Genomic DNA, 23,335 nt, shown 5'->3' on the forward strand with positions numbered 1-23,335 from the left:
CGCCGGGTAAAAAATAAAACGTATGAACGTTTTTTGACGGGAAACGTTTCCATGCATATTCCTGCCTGATTTTCTGTCGATTTGGACTGTCCAGTTAATCCGTTGACTGAACGTTTTTCAGGTGTCTTCCCGTTGATGGTCTGAGTTGTTTATTTGCTAAATCGTTATCTGCAGCAATATGACGTCGATGCGGAAATAATAAGACTGTTTGTGCCGTGCGGCGCCCGTGGCTGCGTGCAGGGCGGTGGCCGTGCCGCGGATCGGCCGTTACGAGTACGACAATTAGCCGGATCGGCGGAGCACCTAAAATGCGGTTTTCCCGTAGGCGGGATAAAATCGCTTGCACGATTTATTCCGCATTGATAGCCTTGCCGGACTTTATTGAAAGCCGCCCAAAAACATTATCGAAAAGGGGCGGTAGAAGGCGGGTTTCAGACCCGCTTCGGGGACTATTCGAGGCACGAGCTTTTTACTCGGGGAATTCCAATGCTTGATACGACCGTTGAGGTCGCCGAAAGCCCGCATCACGCCGAAGCGGGTATTGGCGACGTGGTCACCCTCAAATCGGGTGGCCCGCGCATGACTGTGATGTACGCAGGACCGGTTGGCTTTGCCAGCGGCCATTGGCTGATCTGCCAGTGGTTCGACGAACAAGGCGAACTGCGCCAGGACATGTTCGCGCAGGACATGGTGAAAATGGAACCGCGCCTGATTTCGGCAGGCTCGGTGCGGATGCGCATGCCTGCCGCGCGCATCGGCGGACGCCAGGGCGCCTGAGCACTTCAGGCGCTGGCGCCCCGTTTCATCCGTTGCCCGCTTTTAGCGTTGCCCTTCAGCGGCAATGCGCACGGCGAGCCCGGCCAGTACCGTACCCATCAGATAGCGCTGGATCGCCAGCCACTTCGGACGCCCGGCGAGGAACGATGCGATCGTGCCTGCCGTGATCGCCGCTGCGGCGTTGATCGTAATCGACAGCAGGATCTGCACCGTGCCCAGTTCGATCGACTGCTTGAGCACGCTGCCCTGGCTCGGATCGATGAACTGTGGCAGCAGCGAAAGATAAAGAATCGCGACCTTCGGGTTCAGCAGGTTGGTGACGAAACCCATCAGGAACAGCTTGCCGGGCCGGTCGGGCGTGAGTTCGCGCACCTGAAACGGCGAGCGGCCGCCGGGCTTGAGCGTCTGCCACGCGAGCCAGGCCAGATAGAGCGCACCGCCGAGGCGCAACGCGTCGTAGGCAAACGGTACGGCCATCAGCAGCGCGGTAATGCCGAACGCGGCGCACAACATATAGAAGATAAAGCCCAGCGCGACGCCGCCTAGCGAAATCAAACCCGCCTTGCGCCCCTGGCAGATCGAGCGTGAGATCAAATAGATCATGTTGGGTCCGGGCGTGAGCGCCATGCCAAGAGCGACAGCGGCAAAAGCGAACAGCGGGGCGACATGAGGCATGGCGGGCTCCGTGATGATGCGGGTCAGACGGCTGGGGAGGCGGCACGCGCGATGGACGCAACGGGTGCAGCGGTGTTTTCGTTAATTATTTCACGCTAAAAACGTTCGTGCGTGGCCAGGACGTCTCGTTGGCCATCCGGCCAGGGGCAGCAAGCCTAGGAGCGCTTCGAAGACGCATCGCGCTCGGCGTTACGCGACTGGCGGGCCTGCGCGCGCGCGTCGAGGCGACGCGAAAACAGCTGCATGCCGATGATTTTCTTCTTTTCCTTGACGTTGTCGCCGATGTCTCTGGGCGGGTTTGGCTGCATCGACCAGAACAGCGCGAGAAACCAGCCGAGCACCGTCCAGCCCACCACCGCATTGAACAGGGCGATGATCAGCAGATCGTGCCGCTTGCGGCGGTCGGCGATCATTGCGGGCAGGAAATACACCATCACTGCGATCAGCAGGACCAGCATTTCGAAGATGGAATGGCTCGCCATGGTGAAACCTCCGCATCAGGGCGTTGCCCTCGAACATTCATTGTCGCGCGGATCGGGCCCGCGCGCCGACAATGACCTTTCGATCCCGGGGTATTGGTGCACGATGGCGCGCGCCGGCCGGGTCAGGCCCTGGCCGAACGGCCAATGTCGATGCCTGGGCCTTTGGGTGAACGGGCGTTCGGGTCTATGATCGGGGTTTTTCAGGCAAAGATCCCCCACACCATGAGCTCAGACACCACAGAGGTCACCCGTCAACTCGATCACGACGAACTGCGCACGTTCGTGGAGCGTAAATGGAACGACGAAATCGTTCCCGCGCTCACGGACTACATCGCGGTGCCCGCGAAGAGTCCCGCCTTCGACGCCGACTGGGCGAAGCACGGCTACCTGGAGCGCGTGGTGCTGGAAGCCGCAAAGTGGGCCGAGTCGCAGCCCGTGCGCGGCCTGAAGCTCGAAGTCGTGCGTTTGCCGGGCCGCACGCCGGTGATTTTCTTCGAAGCGCCGGCCACGCGCTCGGGCAGCAGCGAAACCGTGCTGTTATACGGTCACCTCGACAAACAACCGGAATTCGACGGCTGGCGCAACGACCTCGGGCCCTGGACGCCCAAGCTCGAAGACGGCCGCCTCTATGGACGTGGCGGTGCAGACGACGGTTACGCCATCTACGCGAGCGTCACGGCGCTGGCCGCACTGGACGCGCAGGGTGTCGAGCGTCCGCGCTGCGTGGGTCTGATCGAAACCTGCGAAGAGTCGGGCAGTTACGACCTGCTGCCTTATGTCGATGCGTTGCGCGACCGTCTGGGTAGCGTCGGCCTCGTCGTATGTCTGGATTCGGGCGCGGGCAACTACGATCAGCTTTGGCTGACCACTTCGCTGCGCGGCCTTGTGACCGGCGACCTGGAAGTCGAAGTGCTCGAAGAGGGCATTCACTCGGGTTCGTATGGCGGCATCGCGCCGTCGAGCTTCCGCGTGATGCGCCAGTTGTTCGAGCGTCTGGAGGATTCGCGCACCGGTACGCTGCTGCCGGAAGGCTTCCATATTCCGATTCCGTCCCAGCGCCTGGCCGAAGCGGAAGCCACGGCGAAGATCCTCGGCGAGAACGTCTGGAAGAGCATGCCGTGGGCGTGCGGTCTGGATGGGCGCCGCGTGCTGCCTACCACGACCGATCCGCAGCAGGCGCTGCTCGATTCCACGTGGCGGCCTTCGCTTTCCGTGACAGGTGCGGCCGGGTTGCCGGCGCTCGCCAATGCGGGCAATGTGCTGCGCCCGCGCACGGCGTTCAAGCTTTCGCTGCGCTTGCCGCCGCTGCTGGATGCAGGCAAGGCCGTGGCGGAACTCAAGTCGCTGCTGGAACTCGATCCGCCCTACAACGCGCGTGTGACGTTCAAGCCCGACATGGGCGCGGCGAACGGCTGGAGTGCACCGGATCTCGCACCGTGGCTTTCTCAGGCGCTGGATGCGGCCTCGCGCAATCACTTCGGTGCCGACTGTGCGTATCTCGGTCAGGGCGGCACGATCCCGCTGATGAACGTGCTGCAGGCCGGCTTCCCCAAGTCGCAGTTCATGGTGTGCGGTGTGCTTGGTCCGAAATCGAACGCTCACGGTCCGAACGAGTTCCTGCATGTGCCGTACGCGAAGAAACTCACGGCGACGGTCGCCGAAGTCATTTCTTCGGCACCTTGATCCCGGCATGACGCGATGCGGGCCGCGCGTGGCCCGCATCGGTGCTGCTAGTGCGGCGCGTGTTTTTTGGGCGCCTTTGCGGCGGTCGGCGCGTCGCTGCCGGCGTGCTCCGCATGCACTGCATCGGCGTGACAGGAGCAGTTTTCCTCGTCGATCGGCTGTTCCAGATTTTTCATGATGCCGCACTCGGCGCTGCTGTGACGCTCGTTGCAGCTATCGCGCAGCGTGCGCAGTTGTTGCTCCAGCACGCGCATGGTCTCGATCTGCTCGTGGATGCGGGCGATCTGGCAGTCGATCAGCGCATTCACCTCGTCGCAGGGCTGGGCCGGATCGGCCTGATAGCGCCGCAGCATGCGGATATCGGTCAGCCCAATGCCCAGCGAGCGGCAATGGCGGATGAAGTTCAACTGTGCGGCGTGTGCGGCCGTATAGCTGCGGTATCCGTTGGTTTCGCGCGCGGGCTCGTCCAGCAGGCCTTCGCGCTCGTAGAAGCGCACCGTTTCGACATCGCAATGCGCGTGGCGCGCCAGTTCTCCGATTCTCATCGTCGCGGTTCCCCAAAAATGGCTTGACCCTGTAGCGGCTACAGGCTGTTCAATGATTCTGTCATCTTTGGGAGAAATCGGCCATGGTCCAGGTTTTCATGTCGCGGGTTGCGCTGTCGCAGCGCTATCGGGCGCGTGCCGACGGGCGAGATACCGGCGCAGCGGGATCGGAGCTCGATGAAATTCACACGGGGCACGATCACGCTGGCTGTAGCGCCCAAGCGGGTCATCGCCACGACCATGCGCATGCAGACGACCATGATCACGATCACGGCGAACCTGGCCATGCATGCGGTCACGACAGCGCGCACGACCACAGCGGGCATGAACACGGTCATGGTCATGCGCACGATCACGCTGCACACGCCGGTGACTCGTGTTGCCACGGCGCGTCTCCACAAACCGTGCAGAGCCGCCCGGCAGCGCCCGCGCCGGAAGGCACGCAACGCGCGCGGTATCGGATCGACAACATGGATTGTCCGACCGAAGAGCGGCTGATCCGCAATCGGCTCGAACCGATGGCAGGCGTCGCGCGTCTCGACTTCGACCTGCTGGCGCGCGAGCTGACCGTCTATCACACGCTGGCGGACGCCCAGCCGCTCGAATCCGCGTTGCGCGCACTCGACATGGCGCCGCGCGCGCTCGCCGATGGCGACGACGCCAACGCAAGCGAAAGCGCCGTCAAGCCCGGCCTCGCGCTGCGCCAGAAGTTGCTGCTCGCAGCCAGCGGTATCGCCGCAGCCGGTGCGGAAATTCTCGCGTGGACCACGGGCCACGAAGCGGGCGCGCCCGTGTTGATCTGCGCGGCGATTTCGCTGCTGTGCGCGGGCCTGCCGACGCTCAAGAAAGGCTGGATCGCGCTCAGGAATTTCACGATCAACATCTATTTCCTGATGTCGCTGGCGGTGGCCGGCGCGATCGTGATCGGCAAGTGGCCGGAAGCGGCCATGGTCGTGTTCCTGTTTGCGCTGGCCGAGGAAATCGAGGCGCTGTCGCTGGAACGTGCGCGTCACGCGATCCGCTCGCTCACCGCGCTCGCGCCCGAAACGGCCGAAGTCTGGTTCGACGCTGCGGCGTCGCAAGGCGAATGGCGCTCGCTGGCGGTGGTCGAAGTCGCCGTCGGTGCGCGCATCCGCGTGCGTACGGGCGAGCGCGTGCCTGTCGATGCCCGCGTCGTGGCGGGCCGCGCGGCGCTCGATCAGGCGCCGATCACCGGCGAAAGCCTGCCCGTCGACAAGCTCGAAGGCGATGTGCTTTTCGCGGGCAGTATCGTCGTCGATGGCGTGGTGGAGGCGGCTGTCACGGCGACCGCGCGCGACAGCACGCTCGCCCGCATTGCCGCCGCCGTGCAGGACGCCCAGGCGCAGCGCGCCCCGACACAGCGTTTCGTCGATCAGTTCGCGCGCTACTACACGCCCGCCGTGGTCGCGTTCGCGGTGCTGATCGCGGTAGGCGGCCCGCTCGCGCTGGGTGGCGCGTGGAGCGCGTGGCTCTACAAGGCGCTCGTGCTGCTGGTGATCGCGTGCCCGTGCGCGCTGGTCGTGGCGACGCCGGTGACGGTCGTGAGCGGCCTCGCGGCGGCAGCGCGCAACGGCATTCTGGTGAAGGGCGGCGTGTGGCTCGAACGCGGCCGTCTGCTCAAGGCGGTGGCGCTCGACAAGACGGGCACGCTCACGCGCGGCGCGCCGCAACTCACCGACGTACTGGCGCTGACGGCCATGCCCGAGGCAGAAGCGCTGCGCCTCGCCGCCAGTCTCGACGATGCGAGCACGCACCCGGTTGCGCGCGCCGTCGTCGCGGGCTGGCGCGAGCGCGATGGGCAATCGGCGCTGGAAAACGTCACCGATTTCGCGGTGCTCAACGGTCTGGGCGTGACGGGGCTCATCGGCGGCGAGGCCTGGCATCTTGGCAACCATCGGCTCGTGGAGTCGCTTGGCCTTTGTTCGGACGCGCTCGAGGCGCAGCTTGCGCGGCTGGAAGGGGCGGGCAAGACGGCCATCGTGCTGTGCTCGTCGCGCGAGGCGGTGGCGATTTTTGCGGTCGCCGATGCGGTGCGGCCCGAGAGCGCGCCGGCCATCCGCGAACTCAAGCGGCTGGGCGTGACGCCGGTGATGCTGACCGGCGATAACCCGACCACGGCGCGTGCGATTGCGGGCCCGCTCGGAATCGACGATGCGCGCGGCAATCTCTTGCCGCAGGACAAGCAGGATGCGATTGCGCAACTTGCCACGCAGCGTGGCATGACGGCGATGGTCGGCGACGGCGTCAACGACGCGCCCGCGCTGGCTCGCGCCGACATCGGCTTCGCGATGGGCGCGGCGGGCACGGCGACGGCGCTGGAAACCGCCGACGTCGCGATCATGGACGACGATCCGCGCAAGATCGCGGCGTTTATCGGGCTCAGCCGCAAGGTTTCGGCGGTGCTGATGCAGAACATCGTGCTCGCGCTCGGCATCAAGGTGGTGTTCCTGGCGCTCGCGCTGGCGGGCGAGGCGACGCTCTGGATGGCCGTGTTCGCCGATGTGGGCGCGAGCCTGCTGGTTGTGGCCAATGGCCTGCGGGTGCGGCGGCATTTCGCGGATCGGCGGACGATGCTGGCGGACTGAAGCGTCGAAGCTTCAACGAAGAGGCGGGCCATGACGGCTCGCTTTTTTGACCTCTCTTATGCAACTAACAGCCAAGCGCGGCCTTTTCCAAGAAGTTCGAATTCCGTCGTACTGAATCCCTATCAGCGGACATCAATGCGAACTCGCGCGACGCACATCAGATAGAGCGCAGCAGGGCCGCACGTAACATCGCCTGGGTGGCCAGGTCGACATCGCCGCGAAATTCCACACGTCCGGCAATCAGCGTGGCGACGGGCAAGCCGTCGCGAAACGCGATGCGATTGCCCGCCACCGCGGGCACTTTATCGCCCGGCAGCAGCGTCCCGAGCAGATTGAGCGGATCGGAAGCGGCGATGCAAACCACGGCGGCTTCGTCGACGTGATCCGGTTGATCGGCGTTATCCGCCGCACCGCGCCGCCGCACCTCGCGCAGCAGCGGAATCGCTTCAGGCAGCGCAAACTGCTCGCCCGAGATTCCCGTCACGAAACGCCCGCCGCGCACATGGCCGCGCGCCTCCATGCGATGCAGCACGCGCAGCAGATCACGCCACGGCGGCAGCCAGGACGCCTCGCGCGCCAACAGTTGCCAGCAGATCACGCCATAGCGGCGCAGCAAAACGCTCGCGATGTGTTCGAGCAGGTCGCTGTCCATCGGCGCGCGGCGCGTCGGCGCAACCGCTTTCGGGACAGCGGCCTCGGCGGTGTCGATCGTCAGCGTCACGCGCCGCAAAACCGCCCAGCGCCCCGCATCGGCCATCGAACCCACGAGCGGCCCGAAGCCACGCGGCCTGCGCTTGCCGTGATACGCCGGGCGTTTCGCCGCTGGCCGCACCAAGGCGCGCAGGCCCGCGAAACTATCGGCGTTCACCAGACCGGCCGCGACCAGTTCGCCGAGCGCGCTCTCCAGTTCGACGCCAAGCAGATGCGCATCGGCGGCGAGTTCGTCGAAGAACATCGCGCCGTGATGCATCAGCGCGTCATAAACGCGTCGCGCGCGTGCCGCGATTTCTGCTTCGGGCGCGTCGAGCAAAGCGGTCCAGCGCGCCAGTTCCCGACGCGGCAGCAGCACGACCGGCGTGCTGCGCACGGTCGTCGACGCCGCGGTGCGCGCCGGCAGCCGCGCCCATGTGATGCGCCCGGAGCGGCACAGATCGTCGAGCAGCAGGGGCGTGTAATCGTCGATACGCGCGGGCAGGATTTCGTCCTCCCACGCCAGCGCCGACGCTTCCCAGCCTTCGAGCTGATCGAGCATCGCCACGAGCGCGTCGCGGCCCGAGCCGCGCGAGCCCGCCGCAATGTGCTGCCATTCGAACAGGAAGCGCATGAAATCGTGGCGTTCGACCGGCTCGATTTCGCGACGCAGCTTGCGCACGGTATAGCGATGAATGCGCGCGAGCAGATGCCGCTCGCACCATTCCTCGTCGCGCGTGCCGGGCGTAAAGCGCCCGCGCATGACCGAACCTTCGGCTTCGAGGCGCGTTAGCGCCAGCGCGGCCACGCTGGCTTCCAGCGCGAGCGGCCGCGCCACCTGCGCGACGGTGAGCGGTCCGAAACCCGAAAGCCGCGCGCGCACCAGTTCGACGAGCGCGGCGTCTTCGGTCCACGTTTCGGTCCACGTTTCGGCGCGCGCATCATCGAGCGGCGCGAGCGGCGGTTCGCACTGCGCGTGCGGATAGATCGCCAGCACGCAGGCAAGCCGCTCGATGCTCACCCACAGCGCTTCCCGATCGTCGATGGGCACGCGCGTCACGCGGCCGCCTTTGGCCAGTTCGTCGAGCCAGCCAGTCCAGTCCGATGACGGCGACGTTTGCACTTCGCTGTGCGCGAGCGCCCCGAGCGCGTTGAGCGCGTCGTGCATTTCATCGGCGTTGCGCACCTGCGGCCAGGCCTCTTCGCGCACGCTCGCAATGGCTTCGGCATCGAGCGCGCCCAGATCGTCGGCGGATTCCGGGTCGCTCCAGCGGCGCGAGAGCACCGCCTGGGTGCGGCGCTCTTCGAGCGGCGCATCGTCGAGAAACGCGTAGGGGCGCGCGGTGAGAATTTCAGCCGCAAGCGGCGAAGGCGCCGACAATTCGCGCGTCACCAGCCGCACCTCGCCGCGCTCCATGCGACGCAGCAGCGCGAGCCATGTTTCGGTATCCATCGCATCGTGCAGGCAATCGTCGAGCGTCTGATCGACCAGCGGATGCGGCGGAATCTCGCGCTCGCCCGCCAGATTTTCGACGCAGGCGACCTGATCGGGAAACACCGCGGCGAGCAGGTCTTCGCTGCGCATACGCTGGATCTGCGGCGGCGTTTTGCGCCCGCCGGTCTGACGCGGCAGCGCGAGCGCAGCCGTGGCGTTCCAGCGCCAGCGCACGCCGAACAGCGGCGCGTCGAGCAGCGCCTGCACCAGCAGATGTTCGGCCGTATTCGAGTGCAGATAGCGCCACACTTCGTCGAGCGCGAAACTGTGCGCGCCGGTCAGCGAGAGGATGATGGCGTCTTCGGTGGCGGCCGCCTGCAGTTCGAAATTGAACTGACGGCAAAAGCGCTTGCGCAGCGCGAGTCCCCACGCACGGTTCATGCGGCTGCCGAACGGCGAATGAATCACGAGTTGCGTGCCGCCCGATTCATCGAAAAAGCGCTCCATCACGAGCGTGTTTTGTGTCGGCAGGACCGTGAGCGCCTGACGCGCGCGGGCGAGGTATTCGACGATCTGGCGCGCGGGCGCATCGTCGAGGCCGAGCGTGTCGCAAAGCCATGCCGTGGTGTCCTCGATCGCGGCTTGACGATCGATCGACGATTCGTCATCCGAATGAATCGATAATTCGCTGAGTTTCGCGTCGATCTGCGCACGCAAACGCGAAATCGCGAACGACAACTCGTCGCTGCGGCCAGGCGCTTCGCCCAGCCAGAACGGAATATTGGGCGGCTGACCTTGCGCATCTTCCACACGCACGCGGCCCGCTTCGATGCGCAAGATCCGGTACGACGCATTGCCCAGCTGGAACACGTCGCCGGCCAGGCTTTCGACGGCGAAATCTTCGTTCACCGTGCCGATCTGCATGCTCTGCGGTTCGAGCAGCACGGCGTAATCGGCGTTATCGGGAATCGTGCCGCCGGACGTGAGCGCGGTCAGGCGTGCGCCGCGCCGCGCCCGCAGCGTCCGACTCACCACGTCGCGATGCAGATAGGCGGCGCGCGGTCCGTGGCGGCTCGTGAAACCATCGGCGAGCATGCGCAGCACCGCATCGAACGTCGCGCGTTCGAGTTGCGCATACGGCGCGCTGCGGCGCACGAGCGCAAAGAGCGCATCTTCGCGCCACGCCTCGCAGGCCACTTCGGCGACGATCTGCTGCGCCAGCACGTCGATCGGCGCATGCGGCAGCGTGATGCGATCGAGTTCGCCGCGCCGCACGCAATCGAGCAGGGCGGCGCATTCGATCAAATCGTCGCGCGAGGTGGCGAACAGACGGCCCTTCGGCGTGCCGCCCACCTGATGGCCGGAGCGCCCGACGCGCTGCAGGAAGGCCGCAATCGAGCGCGGCGAACCGATCTGCGCGACAAGATCCACATCGCCGATATCGATGCCGAGTTCCAGCGAGGCGGTCGCCACCAGCACGCGCAAATCGCCGCGCTTGAGGCGCTGTTCGGCATCGAAACGATGCTCGCGCGCGAGACTGCCGTGATGCGCGGCCACGGCCTCGCCGCCCAGACGGTCGGTCAGATGACGCGCGACGCGCTCGGCCATGCGCCGCGTGTTGACGAACACGAGCGTGGTGCGATGCATCGCCACCAGCTCGGCGATGCGGTCGTACACGCGCTCCCAGACATCGTTCGCCATGACCGCTTCGAGCGGCACGGGCGGGACTTCGAGCGCGAGATCGCGGGCGCGCACGTGGCCTGCATCGACGATCTCGCAGGCGGGCGGCGTGGCCGGATCGTCGCCCATGCCGACCAGAAAGCGCGCGACGGTTTTAATCGGCTTTTGGGTCGCGGAAAGCCCGATGCGCAGCGGCCGTTCGGCACAGAGCGCGTCGAGCCGTTCGAGGCTCAGCGCCAGATGCACGCCGCGTTTGTTGCCCGCCACCGCATGAATTTCGTCGACGATCACGGTGCGCGTGCTCGCCAGCATGCTGCGACCCGACGCGGAACCGAGCAGCACGTAGAGCGATTCGGGCGTGGTCACGAGAATATGCGGTGGGTGACGGCGCAGCGCGGCGCGTTCGGGCTGCGGCGTGTCGCCGGTGCGCACCGCCGCGCGAATCGCGACGCCCGGCAGGCCAAGCCGCGCGAGTTCTTCGCCGATACCTTCGAGCGGGCGTTCGAGATTCAGGCGGATGTCGTTGGACAGCGCCTTGAGCGGCGAAACGTAGACCACGAGCGTCGCGTCGGGCAGCGCGCCGTCGCTGGCGAGACCTTCGCGCACGAGCGCGTCGATGGCGGTGAGAAAGGCCGTGAGCGTTTTGCCCGAACCCGTCGGCGCGGCAACCAGGGTGGCGCGGCGGCTTTCGATCAGCGGCCAGGCGGCTCGTTGGGCGGGCGTTGGCGCGTCGAAGCTGCGCCGGAACCAGGCGGCCACGGCCGGATGGAAGAGATCGAGCGGGTCGTCGGGGGGCGTGGGGAGCGAGGCCATGGGCTGTGCTTTGCTCGGGTGGGTTCGTCCGCTGAGGTGTGGATTGGCCTGTCGTTGCGCAGAAATTTACCCGTCAGCGGCCCACGCGCACTCACAGCAGATGCGCGGACTGCTCCTGTCTGGTAAGCAAGGACACGGCCTTCTTGTCGAATGACACGAAAGTATCCGCGCCAAGCCAGGTGCCGTCGTAGGCGATTACTCCGTCAGCAAAATCGCCGCCTGCTTCGAGGATCGCGAGACCGGCTTCGGTTGCTGGACGATTCATGGCGACCTTTTCCGTGGCAATCAGCGCCCGGATGGCAGTGGCGATATCGCTTTTTTCGAAACCATAAACCCGGCGTAGAACCCAGACGAATTCGCAAAGGCAGGGTAGCGGGATGGCGATCAGCGAGGCGTCTTTTAGCGCTTTGTCCACGGCGCGCGCCTGCTTTTCGTCGTCACGCACGACGCCGCGAACCAGCACGTTTGTATCGACGGTGATTTTCATTCGTCCCCGGCCCAGCCCGATGCCGCGGCATCGTTGATTTCCTCGATACTCGCGACTTTGGTAGTCTTGCCCGCGAGCAGACCAAGGAAGCCGTCGATCGATCCCGTCGGCCGCGAAGCGCGTAATTCCGCCCGGCCGTCGGGCAACAGGTCCAGTTCAATTTTTTCGCCGGGTTGGATGCCCAGGTGCTGCAGCACTTCCTTCCGGAAAGTCACCTGTCCCCGCGAAGTTACAGTGAGTGTGCTCATGGCGCTTCTCCATTCATTCACGCAGTCTAGTGTAATGCATATTTGCATTACCAGATGGGCGCGATGCTGATCTAAATCAAGGCATGGATGCAAATTGCGCGTGAGCGCATCGAAACCCGTCTCAAGCAAGCCCCGCCCGAACGCAGTATCCTCGCCCCGCTGGATGTCTCTTCGATGTTCCCTCGGTTCACGACGGAGTTTCCCCATGCGATACAACACACTCGGCCGCACTGGCCTGTTAGTTTCCGAGCTTTGCCTCGGCACCATGACTTTCGGCGGCGGTTCGGGCATCTGGAACCAGATCGGCGATCTGCAACAGGCCGATGCCGAACGCCTCGTCGGCCGCGCGCTCGACGCGGGCATCAATTTCATCGATACGGCGGATATTTACTCACAAGGCGTCTCGGAGCAAATCACCGGCCAGGCGCTGAAAAACCTCAAGATCGCGCGCGATCAGGTCGTGGTCGCGACCAAGGTGCTCGGCGAAATGGGGCCGTCGCCGAACCAGCGCGGCGCGACGCGCTATCACATCATGGAAGGCGTGAAGGCCAGCCTCAAACGTCTGCAGCTCGACCATATCGACCTTTATCAGATTCACGGTTTCGATCCCGTCACGCCGATCGAGGAAACCGTGCGCGCCTTCGATACGCTCGTGCAGCACGGCCATGTGCGCTACGTGGGCGTGTCGAACTGGGCGGCGTGGCAGATCGTCAAGGCGCTGGGTATTGCGCATCATCACGGCCTCGCGCGTTTCGAGTCGCTGCAGGCGTATTACACGATCGCGGGCCGCGATCTGGAGCGCGAAATCGTGCCGATGCTGGCAAGCGAAGGCCTCGGGCTGATGGTGTGGAGTCCGCTCGCGGGCGGCCTGCTGAGCGGCAAATATGGGCGCGAGCAGCAGGGCGAGGCGGGCAGTCGCCGCACCACGTTCGATTTTCCGCCGGTCGAGCGCGAGCGCGCATGGGATTGCGTCGATGCAATGCGATCGATCGCGAACCAGAAGGGCGTCTCGGTCGCGCAGATCGCGCTGGCGTGGCTGCTGCATCAGCGCGCGGTGACGACGGTGATCGTGGGTGCCAAACGCGTCGATCAACTCGACGACAACGTCGCGGCCACCAAGGTCAAGCTCTCGACCGAAGAACTGGCGATCCTCGACGATGTGAGCCGTCTGCCCGCCGAATACCCGGGCTGGATGCTCGCGCGCCAGGGCGATGCGCGGCTCGAGCAGTTACGCCAAAGCGAGCGGTAATACACAAGCCGCACGCAAAAAAAAGCGGCGCCGTAAAAGGCGCCGCGTTCTCTCAGGCACACAGCCGCATTACTGCGCCGCCACTACCTTCAGGTGGTTCTTCACCGAATTCACACCCGACACGCCTTCCACCACTTGCTTGGCGTTGTCGCGGTCTTCGGCGGTCGGCACCGTGCCGGTCAGCGAGACCGTGCCCTTGCGCGTCTTCACGTGGATATGTTCCGACTTCACGTTCTTCGCGCCGAGCAGTTCGGCCTTCACCTTGGTGGTGATGGTTGCGTCGTCAACGTGTTGACCGACGCTTTCGGAACTGCCCGACGGCGCCGAAGCCGCCGTGGTCTGTGCGCCGGCCATCAGCGCGAAGGTCATGCAGGCCACGCCGGCAGCGGTCTTGAGCATCAGAGTGCGCTTCATAGGAATTCTCCTTGTGTGGGTTGATGATCGTGCACCAGTACCGCAAGGTGCGTGCCGCGCTGCGGCTCGCGGGTCGCAAACGCCTCGCAAACGCCATCGGCAAGGGGTTCGAGCACGCATTATCTGGGAAAGCAGGCGTGCAATCGCGTGATCCTGCAACGGCTCAATCGACGATCATCGGGCACGTAATTTTTCCGGGCGATTGTAAAAACGTCTGCAGAGTAGGTGGGCGCGCTGACGTGTTTCGGCCCTTAGCAAGCCCCGATCCCGTTATAAAACAAGCGTTTGTAAAAACTGGCATGGGTGTTGCGTATCAGGGCGCATTGACCTCAATCTCAAGAACGGGACTGCCATGCCTTCCATCGCGTTACAAGCCCGCCAGCATCTGGCGCTGACGCCGCGCCTGCAGCAGGCCGTGCGACTGCTGCAACTTTCGTCCCTCGAATTCCAGCAGGAACTGCGCGAAGCGCTCGACACCAATCCGTTCCTTGAATATGTGCCGCCGGCTTCCGAGACCGGTGAAGCCGCCGAGGCCGCCGAAGGCGCGGCCGGTATTGGCGCCGCAGCCAACGAAGCGCCCGCGGCGCTCGCCGATGTGCCTGGCGGCGGCATCGAAAGCGGCATGGACGGCGGCGTGGCCCAGGAGACGTCGAGCTACGGCGAGGAATCGTCGAACTACAGCGACGACGGCTCGGGCTATCAGGACGACGGCGGCGGCTACACGGCCGATCTGCCTTCGCCGGGCGCGCTGCGCTCGTCGAGCTATCGCGGTTCCGAAGACGGCGACTCCGAAGCGTCCGACTGGGTGCGCGTGCCGGTTTCGCTGCGCGACCAGTTGCACGAAGCGCTGCGCCTTTCGCCGCTCGCCGAACTCGATCGTGCGGCGGCGCAAATCATCATCGAAGCGCTCGACGACGACGGCTATCTGCGTCAGGAACTGGCCGATCTGGTCGAACTCGAAGGTGTCGCCAATATCCTCGACGAAGATCATCTGCGCGTGGCGCTGCGGGTGGTGCAGATGCTCGATCGTCCGGGCATCGGCGCGCGCTCGCTGTCCGAATGCCTCGCGCTGCAACTCGAAGCGATGCCGCACGACACGCCGCATCGCGAGCTTGCGCTCATGATCGTGACGCATCATCTGGAGCGTCTCGCACGCCGCGAGAACGGCGAACTGCAGCGTCAACTCGGATGCGATGCGGCGTCGCTGCAGGCCGCGACCGCGCTGGTGCGCCGCCTCGATCCGAAGCCCGGCAATCACTATGGCCGCGCCGATGGCGGCTACGTGATTCCCGATGTGATCGTGCGTCAGGTGCGCGGCAAGTGGGTGGTGAGCGTGAATCCGGCGATCGAGCCGCGCGCGCGCATCCACAAGCTGTACGCCGAAATGTTCGCGCGTTCCGATCAAACCAGCCGCTCGCCGCTCGCGCAGCAGTTGCAGGAAGCGCGCTGGCTGATCCGCAATGCGCACAAGCGCTGCGAAACCATTCTGCGTGTGGGCGAATGTATCGTCGCGCGTCAGAAGGCGTTTTTCCAGTACGGCGAAATCGCGCTGCGTCCGATGCTGCTGCGCGATGTCGCCGATGAACTCGGCCTGCATGAATCGACCGTGTCGCGCGCGACCGGCAACAAGTACATGGCCACGCCGCGCGGTATTTTCGAATTCAAGCGCTTCTTCCCGCGCGAACTCGAAACGCGCACGGGCGGCACGTGTTCGGCGGCGGCCGTGCGCGCGCTGATCAAGGAAATGATCGACGCCGAAAATCCGCGCGATCCGCTTTCGGACGTCGTGCTCACGCAGGAGCTGGAAAAGCAGGGCGTGCGCGTCGCGCGCCGCACCGTGACGAAGTATCGGCAGATGATGAAGCTGCCCGCGGCGGAAATGCGTCGGCAAATTTGAGGCGTTGACTATCCGCTGATATTTTTCGCAGGGCGATGAAGCGCATGGGGTTGAGCCCATGCGCTTTTTGCATTGTCAGGCCGGCACGCCTTCGCCTGTGTGATGGCTTTCCACGCCCGGCAGAATCTCGACGATTTCGAAATAGCGGTCCCAGAACGGCGTATCGCGCAAGGTCTCGACCAACTGTTCGTAGGCCTGATGACTTTCGGCGTCCCACATCCAGACATCGGTGACGCGTGTGGCGTAAAACTCCACGTCGTACAGACGCAGGCGCACCTGATCGCGATGGCGTTCCAGCAAAGGCATCACATGGTCGCGCAATGCACGCTGGCGTGCGTCCGGCGGCAGTTCGAGCCAGGCAGGCAAACTCTTGACGAGCATGAAGACGGTCAACACAGATTTCACGGCAATTTCCTGAACGGGAGTAGACGTGTCTAGAATACGAGCGTTTGCTCACATTCGATACTCGCATTCCGATCATGACGCCCACGCCTCGCGGCCGTCGCCGCCCAGCCCCGCTCGACGCGCGTAAGCAGCCGGTCCAGCGCCGCTCGACGGCCACGGTCGTCGCCATTCTCGAAGCCGCCGCTCGCATTCTGGAGCAGCGCGGCTTCAGCGGCTACACCACCAATGCCATCGCCGAGCGCGCCGGTGTGAGTGTCGGCTCGCTCTATCAATACTTTCCGAATCGCGATGCGCTCACCGCCGCGTTGATCGAGCGAGAAAGCGCGCCGTTGATGGCAGCGCTCGAAGAGGCGGGCGCGGCGTCGAGTTGCGAGGCGGCGTTGTGCGGTTTGATCCGCGCGTCGGTGGCGCATCAGATGCAGCGGCCCGTGCTGGCGCGTCTGCTCGATTTCGAAGAGGAACGTTTGCCGCTTGGCGAACGCGATGCGCGGATCGGCGACCGGATTCACGCGACGCTCGTGCGTGCGTTCGGGATGCCCGACGCGCCGCGTCTCGACGATCCATCGACGGCGGCTTACGACGTGTTCGCGATCGTGCGCGGCATGGTGGACGCCGCAGGCGCGCGCGGCGAAACGGACGCGCTCGCGCTGGAAGCACGCGCGACGCGCGCCGTGGTCGGCTATCTGTGGCGCAGCGAAACGCCGCGCTGAACCTTTCGCGTTGCTTCAGGGCCGTTGTTCAGGGCGCGCCGCGCTTGCGCAGGCGCTCGATCAGCGCCATCGCGGCGGCGGGATTGCGTTCCTTGTGGCCGCTGATCACGTAGAGATAGACGTCGCGGCCCGCTTTGGCCGCCAGCGGCTTGCCGAAGGTGTCGAGATCGTCCGGCGTGCCGCCTTGCGCCCAGGTGAGCGCGCGCTCGACCCAGCGGTCGAGATCGGCGGGCCCGTAACCCAGCTTGCGATTGGCGGCCGTGCCCATGATGCGCGCGTAGACGAAGGGCGCGGACGCATCCGCGATCTGCGGGTAATCGGAGTCGCCCGACACCACGACCGCCGCCTTGCGCTTGCGGGCGAGCGCGACGAATTCCGGCGCACAGAAACTCGCGTGGCGCACTTCCAGCGCGTGACGCAAAGGGTGACCGTCGACTTCGTCCGGTAGGAGATCGAGAAAACGCGCGTAGTCCTCGGGATCGAACTGTTTGCCCGGCATCAACTGCCAGTTGATCGGGCCGAGCTTGGCGCCCAGATTCAGCAAACCGCCCGTGAGAAAGCGCTCGATCGAAGCACCGGCTTCGGCAAGCACGCGGCGGTTCATCGCGAAGCGCGGGCCTTTGAGCGAAAACTGGAAGTCGTCGGGTGTTTCGTCGTGCCAGCGTTTGAAGCTGTCGGGCCGCTGCGCGCCGTAGTACGTGCTATTGATCTCGATCGAGCCAAGTTGACGGCTCGCATAATCGAGTTCGAGACGCTGCGCAAGACCTTCTGGGTAGAAGGTGCCGCGCCACGGCGCGAAAATCCAGCCGCCGATGCCGACGCGAATTCGGCCGGCTTTAACGGAAGTCGCAGCTTGAGCAGCAGAGGAGCGTGTCATCGAATAAGCGCCGTCGATTCAGGATGCGGCAGTTTAGCGCGGCTTGGGCGCCACGAAAATCGTCAAAAAACGTTACTGATGCGGGCTTTCGGGGGCAGGGTGCGGGAGCCCGGACTACCCGCCGGCAGGCGAAAATAGCGTTTTCAGCATAGTCCGATATTTTCCGAACAGGCGTGAGGCTAATTTAGTCGTTGTGTGTCAGACAACCTCACTTGGAATATCAGATGCAGTCTCGTCCTTCTCGCGAGCTGAACGATGCGCAGTGGCGCAGCGTCGAGCCGATTTTTAACGACAGCCGCTCCAACGGTCCGCGCCGCGGCCGTCCGGCGCATTGTCCCCGCGCCGTTTTCGAAGCGATTCTCTGGGTGCTCTCGACCGGTTCGGTCTGGGCCAAGCTGCCCGAGCGCTACCCCGACTTCCGCACCTGCCATCGCCGTTTCAAGGTGTGGTTCGATGCGGGCCTCGTGCAGCAAGCCATGGAACGCCTCTACGGCGACGAAGGCCTGGCAATGTGCGCGGCCATGAATGCGCGCATGCAGCCGTGGCGCGCGCCGGCCGGTCGCCGTGCGCCGCGTTTCCCGGTCGCTTTCTCGTTGCGCTGGCCGCTCGCGCGCACCTGAGCGCGGGCCGACTCGCGGAACTGTCTGACATCACAGGCGGGCAGCAGAAGAATTCTGCTGCCCGTTTCGCATTTCTACGCCGCGCACAGTGGATTTCGCGCTTCCAGTTGTCTGAAAACGCGTCGTTCTTATCCGGCCTTTGTGGGAATGGCCCCCTGTGCGCGATACTGTTGGGCTCAACGCAACGGAACCCAGAGGACATGGCGCATTTCGACGTATTCAATGGCGACGCGGACGGCATCTGCGCGCTCCACCAGCTTCGTCTCGCCCGGCCGCGCGAGGCCACGTTGATCACCGGCGCGAAACGTGACATCGCGCTCGTCAAGCGCGTGGAGGCCCAGCCGGGCGACTCGCTCACCGTGCTCGATATTTCCTTCGACACCAATCGTGCAGCGGTCTGCTCGCTGCTCGACAAGGGCATTCACGTTGAATATTTCGATCATCACCACGCCGGCGATCTGCCGATGAACGTCAACCTGATGGCGCACATCGACACCACGGCGCAGGTCTGCACCAGCGTGCTGGTCGATCGCCATCTGCGCGGCGAATATCGCCGCTGGGCGATTGCGGCGGCGTTCGGCGACAACCTGGCCGAGACCGCGCGCGGTCTGGCGCAGCAAGCCGGTTTGTCGGAAGCGCAGATCGAACAACTGCGCGAGCTGGGTGAATCGATCAACTACAACGCTTACGGCGATAGCGTCGAAGACCTGTTCATCGCCCCCACGGCGCTTTACGAGTCGCTCAAACCCTATGCTGACCCGTTCGAGTTCATCGCCAGCGAGCCGCTGCTCGAACGCCTTTCGTCGTGCCGTCACGACGATCTCGAGCGCGCCCAGGAAATCACGCCTTTGCTCACGCTGCAGTACGGCAGCGTCTGCGTGCTGCCCGACGAGCCGTGGGCGCGGCGCGTGCGCGGGGTGTTCGCCAACGCGCTGGCGATCGAGGAACCGGCATACGCGCACGCAGTTCTGAGCGTCAATCCCGACGGCAATTACGCCGTCAGCGTGCGCGCGCCGCTCGAACGCCCGCGCGGCGCCGACGAACTCTGCCGCGCCTTCCCCGGCGGCAATGGCCGGGTGAGCGCGGCGGGCATCGACTGCCTGGACTCGAAGCGTCTCGACCAGTTCTGCTCCGCGTTCGCGCGCGTCTTCGGCCGCGCGATGCCGCGCTAGATCTCCATCTGCAATCTCAATCGCCCACGCCCGGCTGCGGCGTGGGCGCACACACGCCTCGCAGCCGGCCTGCCGACCGCGTACCATGAAAAGAGCGCTAAAAAACGTGATCGATGCCCGATGGGCGACGACGTGCCGCAGTTCGACACACAGCACGACACACAGCGCGACAACATGGGCAATGCCCGGGAGGTGATCGTGTACAAGCAGATTCTGGTGGCAATCGACGGCAGCCGCAGCGGGCGCCGCGCACTCGACGAAGCCGTGAAGATCGCCACGGCCACCGGCGGCACCGTGCAGGCGCTCTGCGTGGTCCAGCATCCGGCGCGGCTGGTCGAGATCAGCACGGGCTTTGCGGAAGAGCAGACGCGTCAATCCGCCGAAGCCGATGTCGCGACCATGGCGCTCGAAGAAGCCAAAACGGTGTTCTCGCAGACCGGCATCCAGGGCACCATCCGCGCCGCCGATTCGAACGGCGAGGAAATCGCCGCGGTCATTCATCGCATCGCCGCGGAAGACGAAGTCGATCTCGTGGTGCTCGGCACGCGTGGCTTATCGGGCGTGAAGCGCTTGTTGATCGGCAGCGTGGCAGAGTCGTATTTGCGCATGGCCGACCGTCCGGTGATGCTGGTACGAGAAAACGCAGACAAGGCAGTCTGACCGGTTTATCGCCGCCGCATAATTAAATCGGAAAATAGGCGCATAAGCCGATTCATCAAGCATTGCGTGCTGATCAAATATCTTGAAATTAGATTTTGATCAAATAGATCGAGGGCATTATTCACGCACTGGTCGTGCATCGTGCCTATGATGTGGTTTTGTCGTCGCGGCGATAAATTGCACCGGAGTCCGAATTTTTGTGCGCGTTATTGCGATTTGCTGCACTGCAATTTTCGCACTGTGCCATCGTGTAACGCGCCTCGCTTCTGCGCTGCTCGCAACGCTCGTTGCCTCCAGCGCGCGCATGAAAATGCCTTGTTTTGCCGTCTCCCGCGCCTGCCCAAGCACTGTCGAAAGGAAAATCGATCATGCCCAATGCTTCTCATCCGTCGTTCAATGCGTATAAAAGCCGCACGTCCGCGGCGCTGCAATGGCTGGTTCAGCAGCAGCAATGGCGCGAGCAGGCGGCGAATCTGCTGCAACGCCGCATCGAACGCGACCGTGCCGCGCTCGAAGGTACGCTGGAATCGCTGCGCGGTGCGCAGGACTGGAGCGATTTCGGCGCGGCGACGCAGACGGTCTGGCGCGACTATCTGCTCGCGAGCGCCGCGCTCTGGCAGGAAAATGTCGCGGCCACGGTGCAGGGCACGGGAGTCTGGGCTAATGCCGTTCGCGACATGTCGCAGCAATGGCAGGACACGCTGGAAAAGCTGAAGCCAGGCGCTGTTGCCCAGCCTGGCCGGAGCGGCGCTGCACTGCCGATGCGCGAATGGATGGCCGCCTTCGAACGGGCGATGTCGGCCGCGGGCAGCGCGGGCACGGCGGTCTCTAAGGACGCAGCGCAAGCGCACGGAGGTCAGCATGGGCGCTGAACGCATTGCATTCGTCACGGGCGGCATGGGCGGGCTGGGCGCGGCGATCAGCCGGCGTCTGGCCGACGCGGGCATGACGGTCGTGCTGTCCTGCTCGAAAGGCAACGACCGCATGGCCACATGGCTGGAATCCGAACGTGCGGTGGGGCGGCATTTTCACGCGTATTCGCTCGATGTCGCCGATTTCGACGCCTGCCAGCAGACGGCGGCGCGCGTGCTGGCCGATCTCGGCCGTGTCGATGTGCTCGTGAATAACGCGGGCATCACTTGCGACCGCAGTTTCGCCAAAATGACCAAGGACGATTGGGACAGCGTGCTGCGTATCAATCTCGACGCGCTCTTCAATGTGACCAAGCCCTTCGTGCCCGGCATGATCGAGCGCGGGTTTGGACGCGTGGTGAACATCGGGTCGGTGAATGGTTCGCGCGGCGCTTACGGGCAGGCCAATTATTCGGCCGCGAAAGCCGGGCTGCACGGCTTCACAAAAGCGCTGGCGCTGGAAGTGGCGAAGAAGGGCGTGACGGTGAACACGGTTTCGCCGGGCTATCTGGCCACGCAGATGGTCGAAGCCGTGCCCGCCGATGTCATGCAGCAACGCATCCTGCCGCAGATTCCCGTGGGCCGGCTGGGCCAGCCCGACGAAGTGGCGGCGCTGGTCGCGTTCCTCTGTTCGGACGACGCCGGTTTTATCACGGGTGCCGATATCGCGATCAACGGCGGTATGCATATGCACTAATTCAAACGATGGCATGTCGCGAATACGCTGCGTGCCCTCAATCGATAATCAGGAATCCGATATTTGTCTTTGGGCGCAATACATTATTCCCGTCAGCGCAAAAAACGAGCGGTAACGCAGTGAAACACGACTGTAGCGAAACTGTACGTTTTGCCCGCTATGCTGATTGGCACGGTGAGTTTTTAACAGGAGAAATGCGATGCTCAGTCATCACGAACTGGCGGCACTGCTGCTGATTCGCGACGCTAACGCGCCGCTCCAGACACTCGATGCCGATTTCATGGCGCTTGCGCGCTACCAGCTCGTCGAAATGGACGAAGACGAAAGCGGCTACGCGCCTCGCCTGACAAGACGCGGTCAGGAATTACTGCAGCGGCTCACGCACGACGGGCCCGTTCAAGGCAGCGCGTAAGCTGATTTCAGCGAGGGCGCCTATACGGCCTTGTCAAGCGCATGACATCCAGCGCTACGCTCGTTACAAACCGGTAATAAATTGGTAACGAAAGCGCGCGCACTCTGCGATACAGTTCCGGCTCGCATTTCGATCCACCTTTGTATCGCTCGAGAATCTGTCCATGAAAGCTGTTGTCAAGCCGTTCGCCCGTCTGTCCGCCCTGATGCTTTGCGCCGCGCTGGCCGCACCGCTGGTTGCCGTTGCGGCACCGGGTCATCACGAAGTGTGTCACATCGAACACCACGGTCATCATGCTGTGCGTGTCTGCCATCGCGCGCACTGATCGATAAAAAGCCGCATTTCGATGCGGCTTTTTTGGCTCGAATTCGTTAGTCATGCAGATTAAGTCCGATGCGATAAAACGTATCGCTGCATCGAGATGATTTGCGCGCGTGACGTGGAACTCCATCGTCACGCGCGATAGCCAAGGTTTGACCGCTCAGTTTCCGGGGCGGCCGCCGCCTCCGCCGCCTGGAGGCCGATTTCCACCGCCGCCGCCACCACCACCGCCGGGAGGCCTGCCGCCGCCCTGACCCGGTGGCCGCGCGCCATTGTTGCCCGGCGGCCGGGCGCCGTTATTCGGCGGCCGATTGGCATTGCCGTTGCCATGCCCGTTCCCGTGGCCATTTCCATGCCCATTTCCCATTCCCGGCCGATTCCCATGGCCCGGCGGCCGTGCGCCATGTGAAGGCGGCCGCACGCCGGGCGGCGGTCCGGGGCGCGGTCCCGGATGACGATTCCAGCGCGCCTGATTGCCATACCACGGCCGATCGCGGTAATAACTGCCCCAGTACGCACCCAGCGAGAACGTGAGGATCGGCAGGCCGATGGTCGCGCCGTAATTCATCAGCGGTACGCGCGCACCCTGATACGGATACGAGAGATAGCCGCCATAAACCCAGCCACGCAGGCCGGGCAGGCTGACGTCGCACCAGCTATAGCCGGAGACGCAACCCATCACGGCAAGCGAGACGCCGCCCGGCACCTGCGCCACGACGGGATAGTCGCCGGCAGGCCCGGCGTAGAGATTGACGGTGGTACTGGTGAACGCCTGGCTTTGTGCGTGTGCCGGCGCCGCGACGACCGCGACCAGACCGGCAAGCACCGCACCCACGAGCTGTTTGCGCATCGCGGTTTCTCCGAGGTTG

Annotated in this window: 25 protein-coding genes; 12 read left to right on the top strand and 13 right to left on the bottom strand. The window is 64.4% G+C overall.

Annotated elements, in window-relative coordinates; all coding sequences use genetic code 11:
* Positions 1-486: 486 nt before the first annotated feature.
* Entirely contained in the window at positions 487-777 is a 291-nt protein-coding gene (locus tag G3N59_RS10245) for a YodC family protein (RefSeq protein WP_205982467.1), read from the top strand.
* Between the two features lie 42 nt (positions 778-819).
* Here the strand turns inward: G3N59_RS10245 and G3N59_RS10250 are convergent, their stop codons facing one another.
* Both G3N59_RS10250 and G3N59_RS10255 read right to left on the bottom strand, forming a co-directional pair.
* Positions 820-1,452, bottom strand: coding sequence for a LysE family translocator (locus tag G3N59_RS10250; protein ID WP_205982468.1), 633 nt, complete (start codon positions 1,450-1,452; stop codon positions 820-822).
* 155 nt (positions 1,453-1,607) lie between these two features.
* Complete coding sequence (locus tag G3N59_RS10255) at positions 1,608-1,934, bottom strand: superinfection immunity protein (RefSeq protein WP_205982469.1); 327 nt, start codon at positions 1,932-1,934, stop codon at positions 1,608-1,610.
* 222 nt (positions 1,935-2,156) lie between these two features.
* On the opposite strand from G3N59_RS10255, the gene G3N59_RS10260 reads away from it, so the two are divergent.
* On the top strand, positions 2,157-3,617 hold the full coding sequence (locus G3N59_RS10260) for a M20 family metallopeptidase (RefSeq protein WP_205982470.1): 1,461 nt from the start codon (positions 2,157-2,159) through the stop codon (positions 3,615-3,617).
* Between the two features lie 47 nt (positions 3,618-3,664).
* On the opposite strand, the gene cadR is transcribed toward G3N59_RS10260, so the two are convergent.
* Together cadR and G3N59_RS37280 are read right to left on the bottom strand one after the other, a co-directional pair.
* Positions 3,665-4,162, bottom strand: a complete 498-nt coding sequence (cadR, locus tag G3N59_RS10265; protein WP_205982471.1) for a Cd(II)/Pb(II)-responsive transcriptional regulator — start codon at positions 4,160-4,162, stop codon at positions 3,665-3,667.
* Between the two features lie 38 nt (positions 4,163-4,200).
* Positions 4,201-4,548, bottom strand: a complete 348-nt coding sequence (locus tag G3N59_RS37280) for a hypothetical protein (protein ID WP_277397905.1) — start codon at positions 4,546-4,548, stop codon at positions 4,201-4,203.
* Between the two features lie 84 nt (positions 4,549-4,632).
* On the opposite strand from G3N59_RS37280, the gene G3N59_RS10270 reads away from it, so the two are divergent.
* Entirely contained in the window at positions 4,633-6,768 is a 2,136-nt protein-coding gene (locus tag G3N59_RS10270; RefSeq protein WP_346777870.1) for a heavy metal translocating P-type ATPase, read from the top strand.
* A 157-nt stretch (positions 6,769-6,925) separates the two neighbouring features.
* On the opposite strand, the gene G3N59_RS10275 is transcribed toward G3N59_RS10270, so the two are convergent.
* The 3 genes from G3N59_RS10275 to G3N59_RS10285 form a co-directional block, all read right to left on the bottom strand.
* Entirely contained in the window at positions 6,926-11,386 is a 4,461-nt protein-coding gene (locus G3N59_RS10275) for a DEAD/DEAH box helicase (protein ID WP_205982472.1), read from the bottom strand.
* Positions 11,387-11,477: 91 nt separating this feature from the next.
* Positions 11,478-11,873 carry a type II toxin-antitoxin system VapC family toxin gene (locus G3N59_RS10280; protein WP_205982473.1) on the bottom strand — a complete coding sequence of 132 codons (396 nt, stop codon included), beginning with the start codon at positions 11,871-11,873 and terminating at the stop codon, positions 11,478-11,480.
* Positions 11,870-12,121 carry an AbrB/MazE/SpoVT family DNA-binding domain-containing protein gene (locus G3N59_RS10285; protein WP_205982474.1) on the bottom strand — a complete coding sequence of 84 codons (252 nt, stop codon included), beginning with the start codon at positions 12,119-12,121 and terminating at the stop codon, positions 11,870-11,872. Before G3N59_RS10285 ends, G3N59_RS10280 begins: the two co-directional genes overlap by 4 nt.
* Before the next feature lie 205 nt (positions 12,122-12,326).
* On the opposite strand from G3N59_RS10285, the gene G3N59_RS10290 reads away from it, so the two are divergent.
* Complete coding sequence (locus G3N59_RS10290) at positions 12,327-13,370, top strand: aldo/keto reductase (protein WP_205982475.1); 1,044 nt, start codon at positions 12,327-12,329, stop codon at positions 13,368-13,370.
* Between the two features lie 69 nt (positions 13,371-13,439).
* On the opposite strand, the gene G3N59_RS10295 is transcribed toward G3N59_RS10290, so the two are convergent.
* Positions 13,440-13,784 carry a BON domain-containing protein gene (locus G3N59_RS10295; protein WP_205982476.1) on the bottom strand — a complete coding sequence of 115 codons (345 nt, stop codon included), beginning with the start codon at positions 13,782-13,784 and terminating at the stop codon, positions 13,440-13,442.
* 352 nt (positions 13,785-14,136) lie between these two features.
* Between G3N59_RS10295 and G3N59_RS10300 the strand changes: the two genes are divergently transcribed.
* Positions 14,137-15,681 (top strand): RNA polymerase factor sigma-54, encoded by a 1,545-nt coding sequence (locus tag G3N59_RS10300; protein WP_205982477.1) that lies wholly within the window; start codon positions 14,137-14,139, stop codon positions 15,679-15,681.
* A gap of 75 nt (positions 15,682-15,756) precedes the next feature.
* Here G3N59_RS10300 and G3N59_RS10305 read toward each other — a convergent pair whose 3' ends face one another.
* The gene (locus G3N59_RS10305) at positions 15,757-16,086 is read right to left on the bottom strand and encodes a darcynin family protein (RefSeq protein ID WP_205982478.1); all 330 of its coding nucleotides are present in this window, start codon (positions 16,084-16,086) and stop codon (positions 15,757-15,759) included.
* 74 nt (positions 16,087-16,160) lie between these two features.
* On the opposite strand from G3N59_RS10305, the gene G3N59_RS10310 reads away from it, so the two are divergent.
* Positions 16,161-16,796, top strand: a complete 636-nt coding sequence (locus G3N59_RS10310; protein WP_205982479.1) for a TetR/AcrR family transcriptional regulator — start codon at positions 16,161-16,163, stop codon at positions 16,794-16,796.
* Positions 16,797-16,824: 28 nt separating this feature from the next.
* On the opposite strand, the gene G3N59_RS10315 is transcribed toward G3N59_RS10310, so the two are convergent.
* Complete coding sequence (locus G3N59_RS10315) at positions 16,825-17,673, bottom strand: DUF72 domain-containing protein (RefSeq protein ID WP_205982480.1); 849 nt, start codon at positions 17,671-17,673, stop codon at positions 16,825-16,827.
* A 224-nt stretch (positions 17,674-17,897) separates the two neighbouring features.
* Between G3N59_RS10315 and G3N59_RS10320 the strand changes: the two genes are divergently transcribed.
* The 3 genes from G3N59_RS10320 (at position 17,898) to G3N59_RS10330 (ending at position 20,125) form a co-directional block, all read left to right on the top strand.
* A complete protein-coding gene (locus G3N59_RS10320; RefSeq protein WP_205982481.1) occupies positions 17,898-18,293 on the top strand; it encodes a transposase in 396 nt (131 codons plus the stop codon).
* Between the two features lie 200 nt (positions 18,294-18,493).
* Positions 18,494-19,465 (top strand): acetyltransferase, encoded by a 972-nt coding sequence (locus G3N59_RS10325; protein ID WP_205982482.1) that lies wholly within the window; start codon positions 18,494-18,496, stop codon positions 19,463-19,465.
* A gap of 198 nt (positions 19,466-19,663) precedes the next feature.
* The gene (locus G3N59_RS10330; protein WP_205982668.1) at positions 19,664-20,125 is read left to right on the top strand and encodes a universal stress protein; all 462 of its coding nucleotides are present in this window, start codon (positions 19,664-19,666) and stop codon (positions 20,123-20,125) included.
* 145 nt (positions 20,126-20,270) lie between these two features.
* Here G3N59_RS10330 and G3N59_RS10335 read toward each other — a convergent pair whose 3' ends face one another.
* Positions 20,271-20,495, bottom strand: coding sequence for a hypothetical protein (locus tag G3N59_RS10335; protein WP_205982483.1), 225 nt, complete (start codon positions 20,493-20,495; stop codon positions 20,271-20,273).
* Between G3N59_RS10335 and G3N59_RS10340 the strand changes: the two genes are divergently transcribed.
* The 3 genes from G3N59_RS10340 to G3N59_RS10350 all read left to right on the top strand — a co-directional run bounded on the left by G3N59_RS10340 (position 20,494) and on the right by G3N59_RS10350 (position 22,145).
* A complete protein-coding gene (locus G3N59_RS10340) occupies positions 20,494-20,997 on the top strand; it encodes a hypothetical protein (RefSeq protein WP_205982484.1) in 504 nt (167 codons plus the stop codon). The genes G3N59_RS10335 and G3N59_RS10340 overlap by 2 nt on opposite strands.
* The gene (phbB, locus tag G3N59_RS10345; protein ID WP_205982485.1) at positions 20,987-21,733 is read left to right on the top strand and encodes an acetoacetyl-CoA reductase; all 747 of its coding nucleotides are present in this window, start codon (positions 20,987-20,989) and stop codon (positions 21,731-21,733) included. Before G3N59_RS10340 ends, phbB begins: the two co-directional genes overlap by 11 nt.
* Before the next feature lie 199 nt (positions 21,734-21,932).
* Positions 21,933-22,145: a hypothetical protein gene (locus G3N59_RS10350; RefSeq protein WP_205982486.1), complete on the top strand. Its 213-nt coding sequence runs from the start codon at positions 21,933-21,935 to the stop codon at positions 22,143-22,145.
* 7 nt (positions 22,146-22,152) lie between these two features.
* On the opposite strand, the gene G3N59_RS10355 is transcribed toward G3N59_RS10350, so the two are convergent.
* Together G3N59_RS10355 and G3N59_RS10360 are read right to left on the bottom strand one after the other, a co-directional pair.
* Complete coding sequence (locus tag G3N59_RS10355) at positions 22,153-22,596, bottom strand: hypothetical protein (protein ID WP_205982487.1); 444 nt, start codon at positions 22,594-22,596, stop codon at positions 22,153-22,155.
* A gap of 30 nt (positions 22,597-22,626) precedes the next feature.
* On the bottom strand, positions 22,627-23,316 hold the full coding sequence (locus tag G3N59_RS10360; protein ID WP_205982488.1) for an SH3 domain-containing protein: 690 nt from the start codon (positions 23,314-23,316) through the stop codon (positions 22,627-22,629).
* Positions 23,317-23,335 lie beyond the last annotated feature (19 nt).

Source organism: Paraburkholderia sp. Ac-20340, assembly GCF_017104965.1.
Classification (GTDB): Bacteria; Pseudomonadota; Gammaproteobacteria; order Burkholderiales; family Burkholderiaceae; genus Paraburkholderia.

Coding starts and splice junctions, on each gene's coding strand:
- G3N59_RS10245 (WP_205982467.1), top strand. CDS start 487: ATGCTTGATACGACCGTTGAGGTCGCCGAAAGCCCGCATCACGCCGAA.
- G3N59_RS10250 (WP_205982468.1), bottom strand. CDS start 1,452: ATGCCTCATGTCGCCCCGCTGTTCGCTTTTGCCGCTGTCGCTCTTGGC.
- G3N59_RS10255 (WP_205982469.1), bottom strand. CDS start 1,934: ATGGCGAGCCATTCCATCTTCGAAATGCTGGTCCTGCTGATCGCAGTG.
- G3N59_RS10260 (WP_205982470.1), top strand. CDS start 2,157: ATGAGCTCAGACACCACAGAGGTCACCCGTCAACTCGATCACGACGAA.
- cadR (WP_205982471.1), bottom strand. CDS start 4,162: ATGAGAATCGGAGAACTGGCGCGCCACGCGCATTGCGATGTCGAAACG.
- G3N59_RS10270 (WP_346777870.1), top strand. CDS start 4,633: ATGGATTGTCCGACCGAAGAGCGGCTGATCCGCAATCGGCTCGAACCG.
- G3N59_RS10275 (WP_205982472.1), bottom strand. CDS start 11,386: ATGGCCTCGCTCCCCACGCCCCCCGACGACCCGCTCGATCTCTTCCAT.
- G3N59_RS10280 (WP_205982473.1), bottom strand. CDS start 11,873: ATGAAAATCACCGTCGATACAAACGTGCTGGTTCGCGGCGTCGTGCGT.
- G3N59_RS10285 (WP_205982474.1), bottom strand. CDS start 12,121: ATGAGCACACTCACTGTAACTTCGCGGGGACAGGTGACTTTCCGGAAG.
- G3N59_RS10290 (WP_205982475.1), top strand. CDS start 12,327: ATGCGATACAACACACTCGGCCGCACTGGCCTGTTAGTTTCCGAGCTT.
- G3N59_RS10295 (WP_205982476.1), bottom strand. CDS start 13,784: ATGAAGCGCACTCTGATGCTCAAGACCGCTGCCGGCGTGGCCTGCATG.
- G3N59_RS10300 (WP_205982477.1), top strand. CDS start 14,137: ATGCCTTCCATCGCGTTACAAGCCCGCCAGCATCTGGCGCTGACGCCG.
- G3N59_RS10310 (WP_205982479.1), top strand. CDS start 16,161: ATGACGCCCACGCCTCGCGGCCGTCGCCGCCCAGCCCCGCTCGACGCG.
- G3N59_RS10315 (WP_205982480.1), bottom strand. CDS start 17,673: ATGACACGCTCCTCTGCTGCTCAAGCTGCGACTTCCGTTAAAGCCGGC.
- G3N59_RS10320 (WP_205982481.1), top strand. CDS start 17,898: ATGCAGTCTCGTCCTTCTCGCGAGCTGAACGATGCGCAGTGGCGCAGC.
- G3N59_RS10325 (WP_205982482.1), top strand. CDS start 18,494: ATGGCGCATTTCGACGTATTCAATGGCGACGCGGACGGCATCTGCGCG.
- G3N59_RS10340 (WP_205982484.1), top strand. CDS start 20,494: ATGCCCAATGCTTCTCATCCGTCGTTCAATGCGTATAAAAGCCGCACG.
- G3N59_RS10335 (WP_205982483.1), bottom strand. CDS start 20,495: ATGATCGATTTTCCTTTCGACAGTGCTTGGGCAGGCGCGGGAGACGGC.
- phbB (WP_205982485.1), top strand. CDS start 20,987: ATGGGCGCTGAACGCATTGCATTCGTCACGGGCGGCATGGGCGGGCTG.
- G3N59_RS10350 (WP_205982486.1), top strand. CDS start 21,933: ATGCTCAGTCATCACGAACTGGCGGCACTGCTGCTGATTCGCGACGCT.
- G3N59_RS10355 (WP_205982487.1), bottom strand. CDS start 22,596: ATGGAGTTCCACGTCACGCGCGCAAATCATCTCGATGCAGCGATACGT.
- G3N59_RS10360 (WP_205982488.1), bottom strand. CDS start 23,316: ATGCGCAAACAGCTCGTGGGTGCGGTGCTTGCCGGTCTGGTCGCGGTC.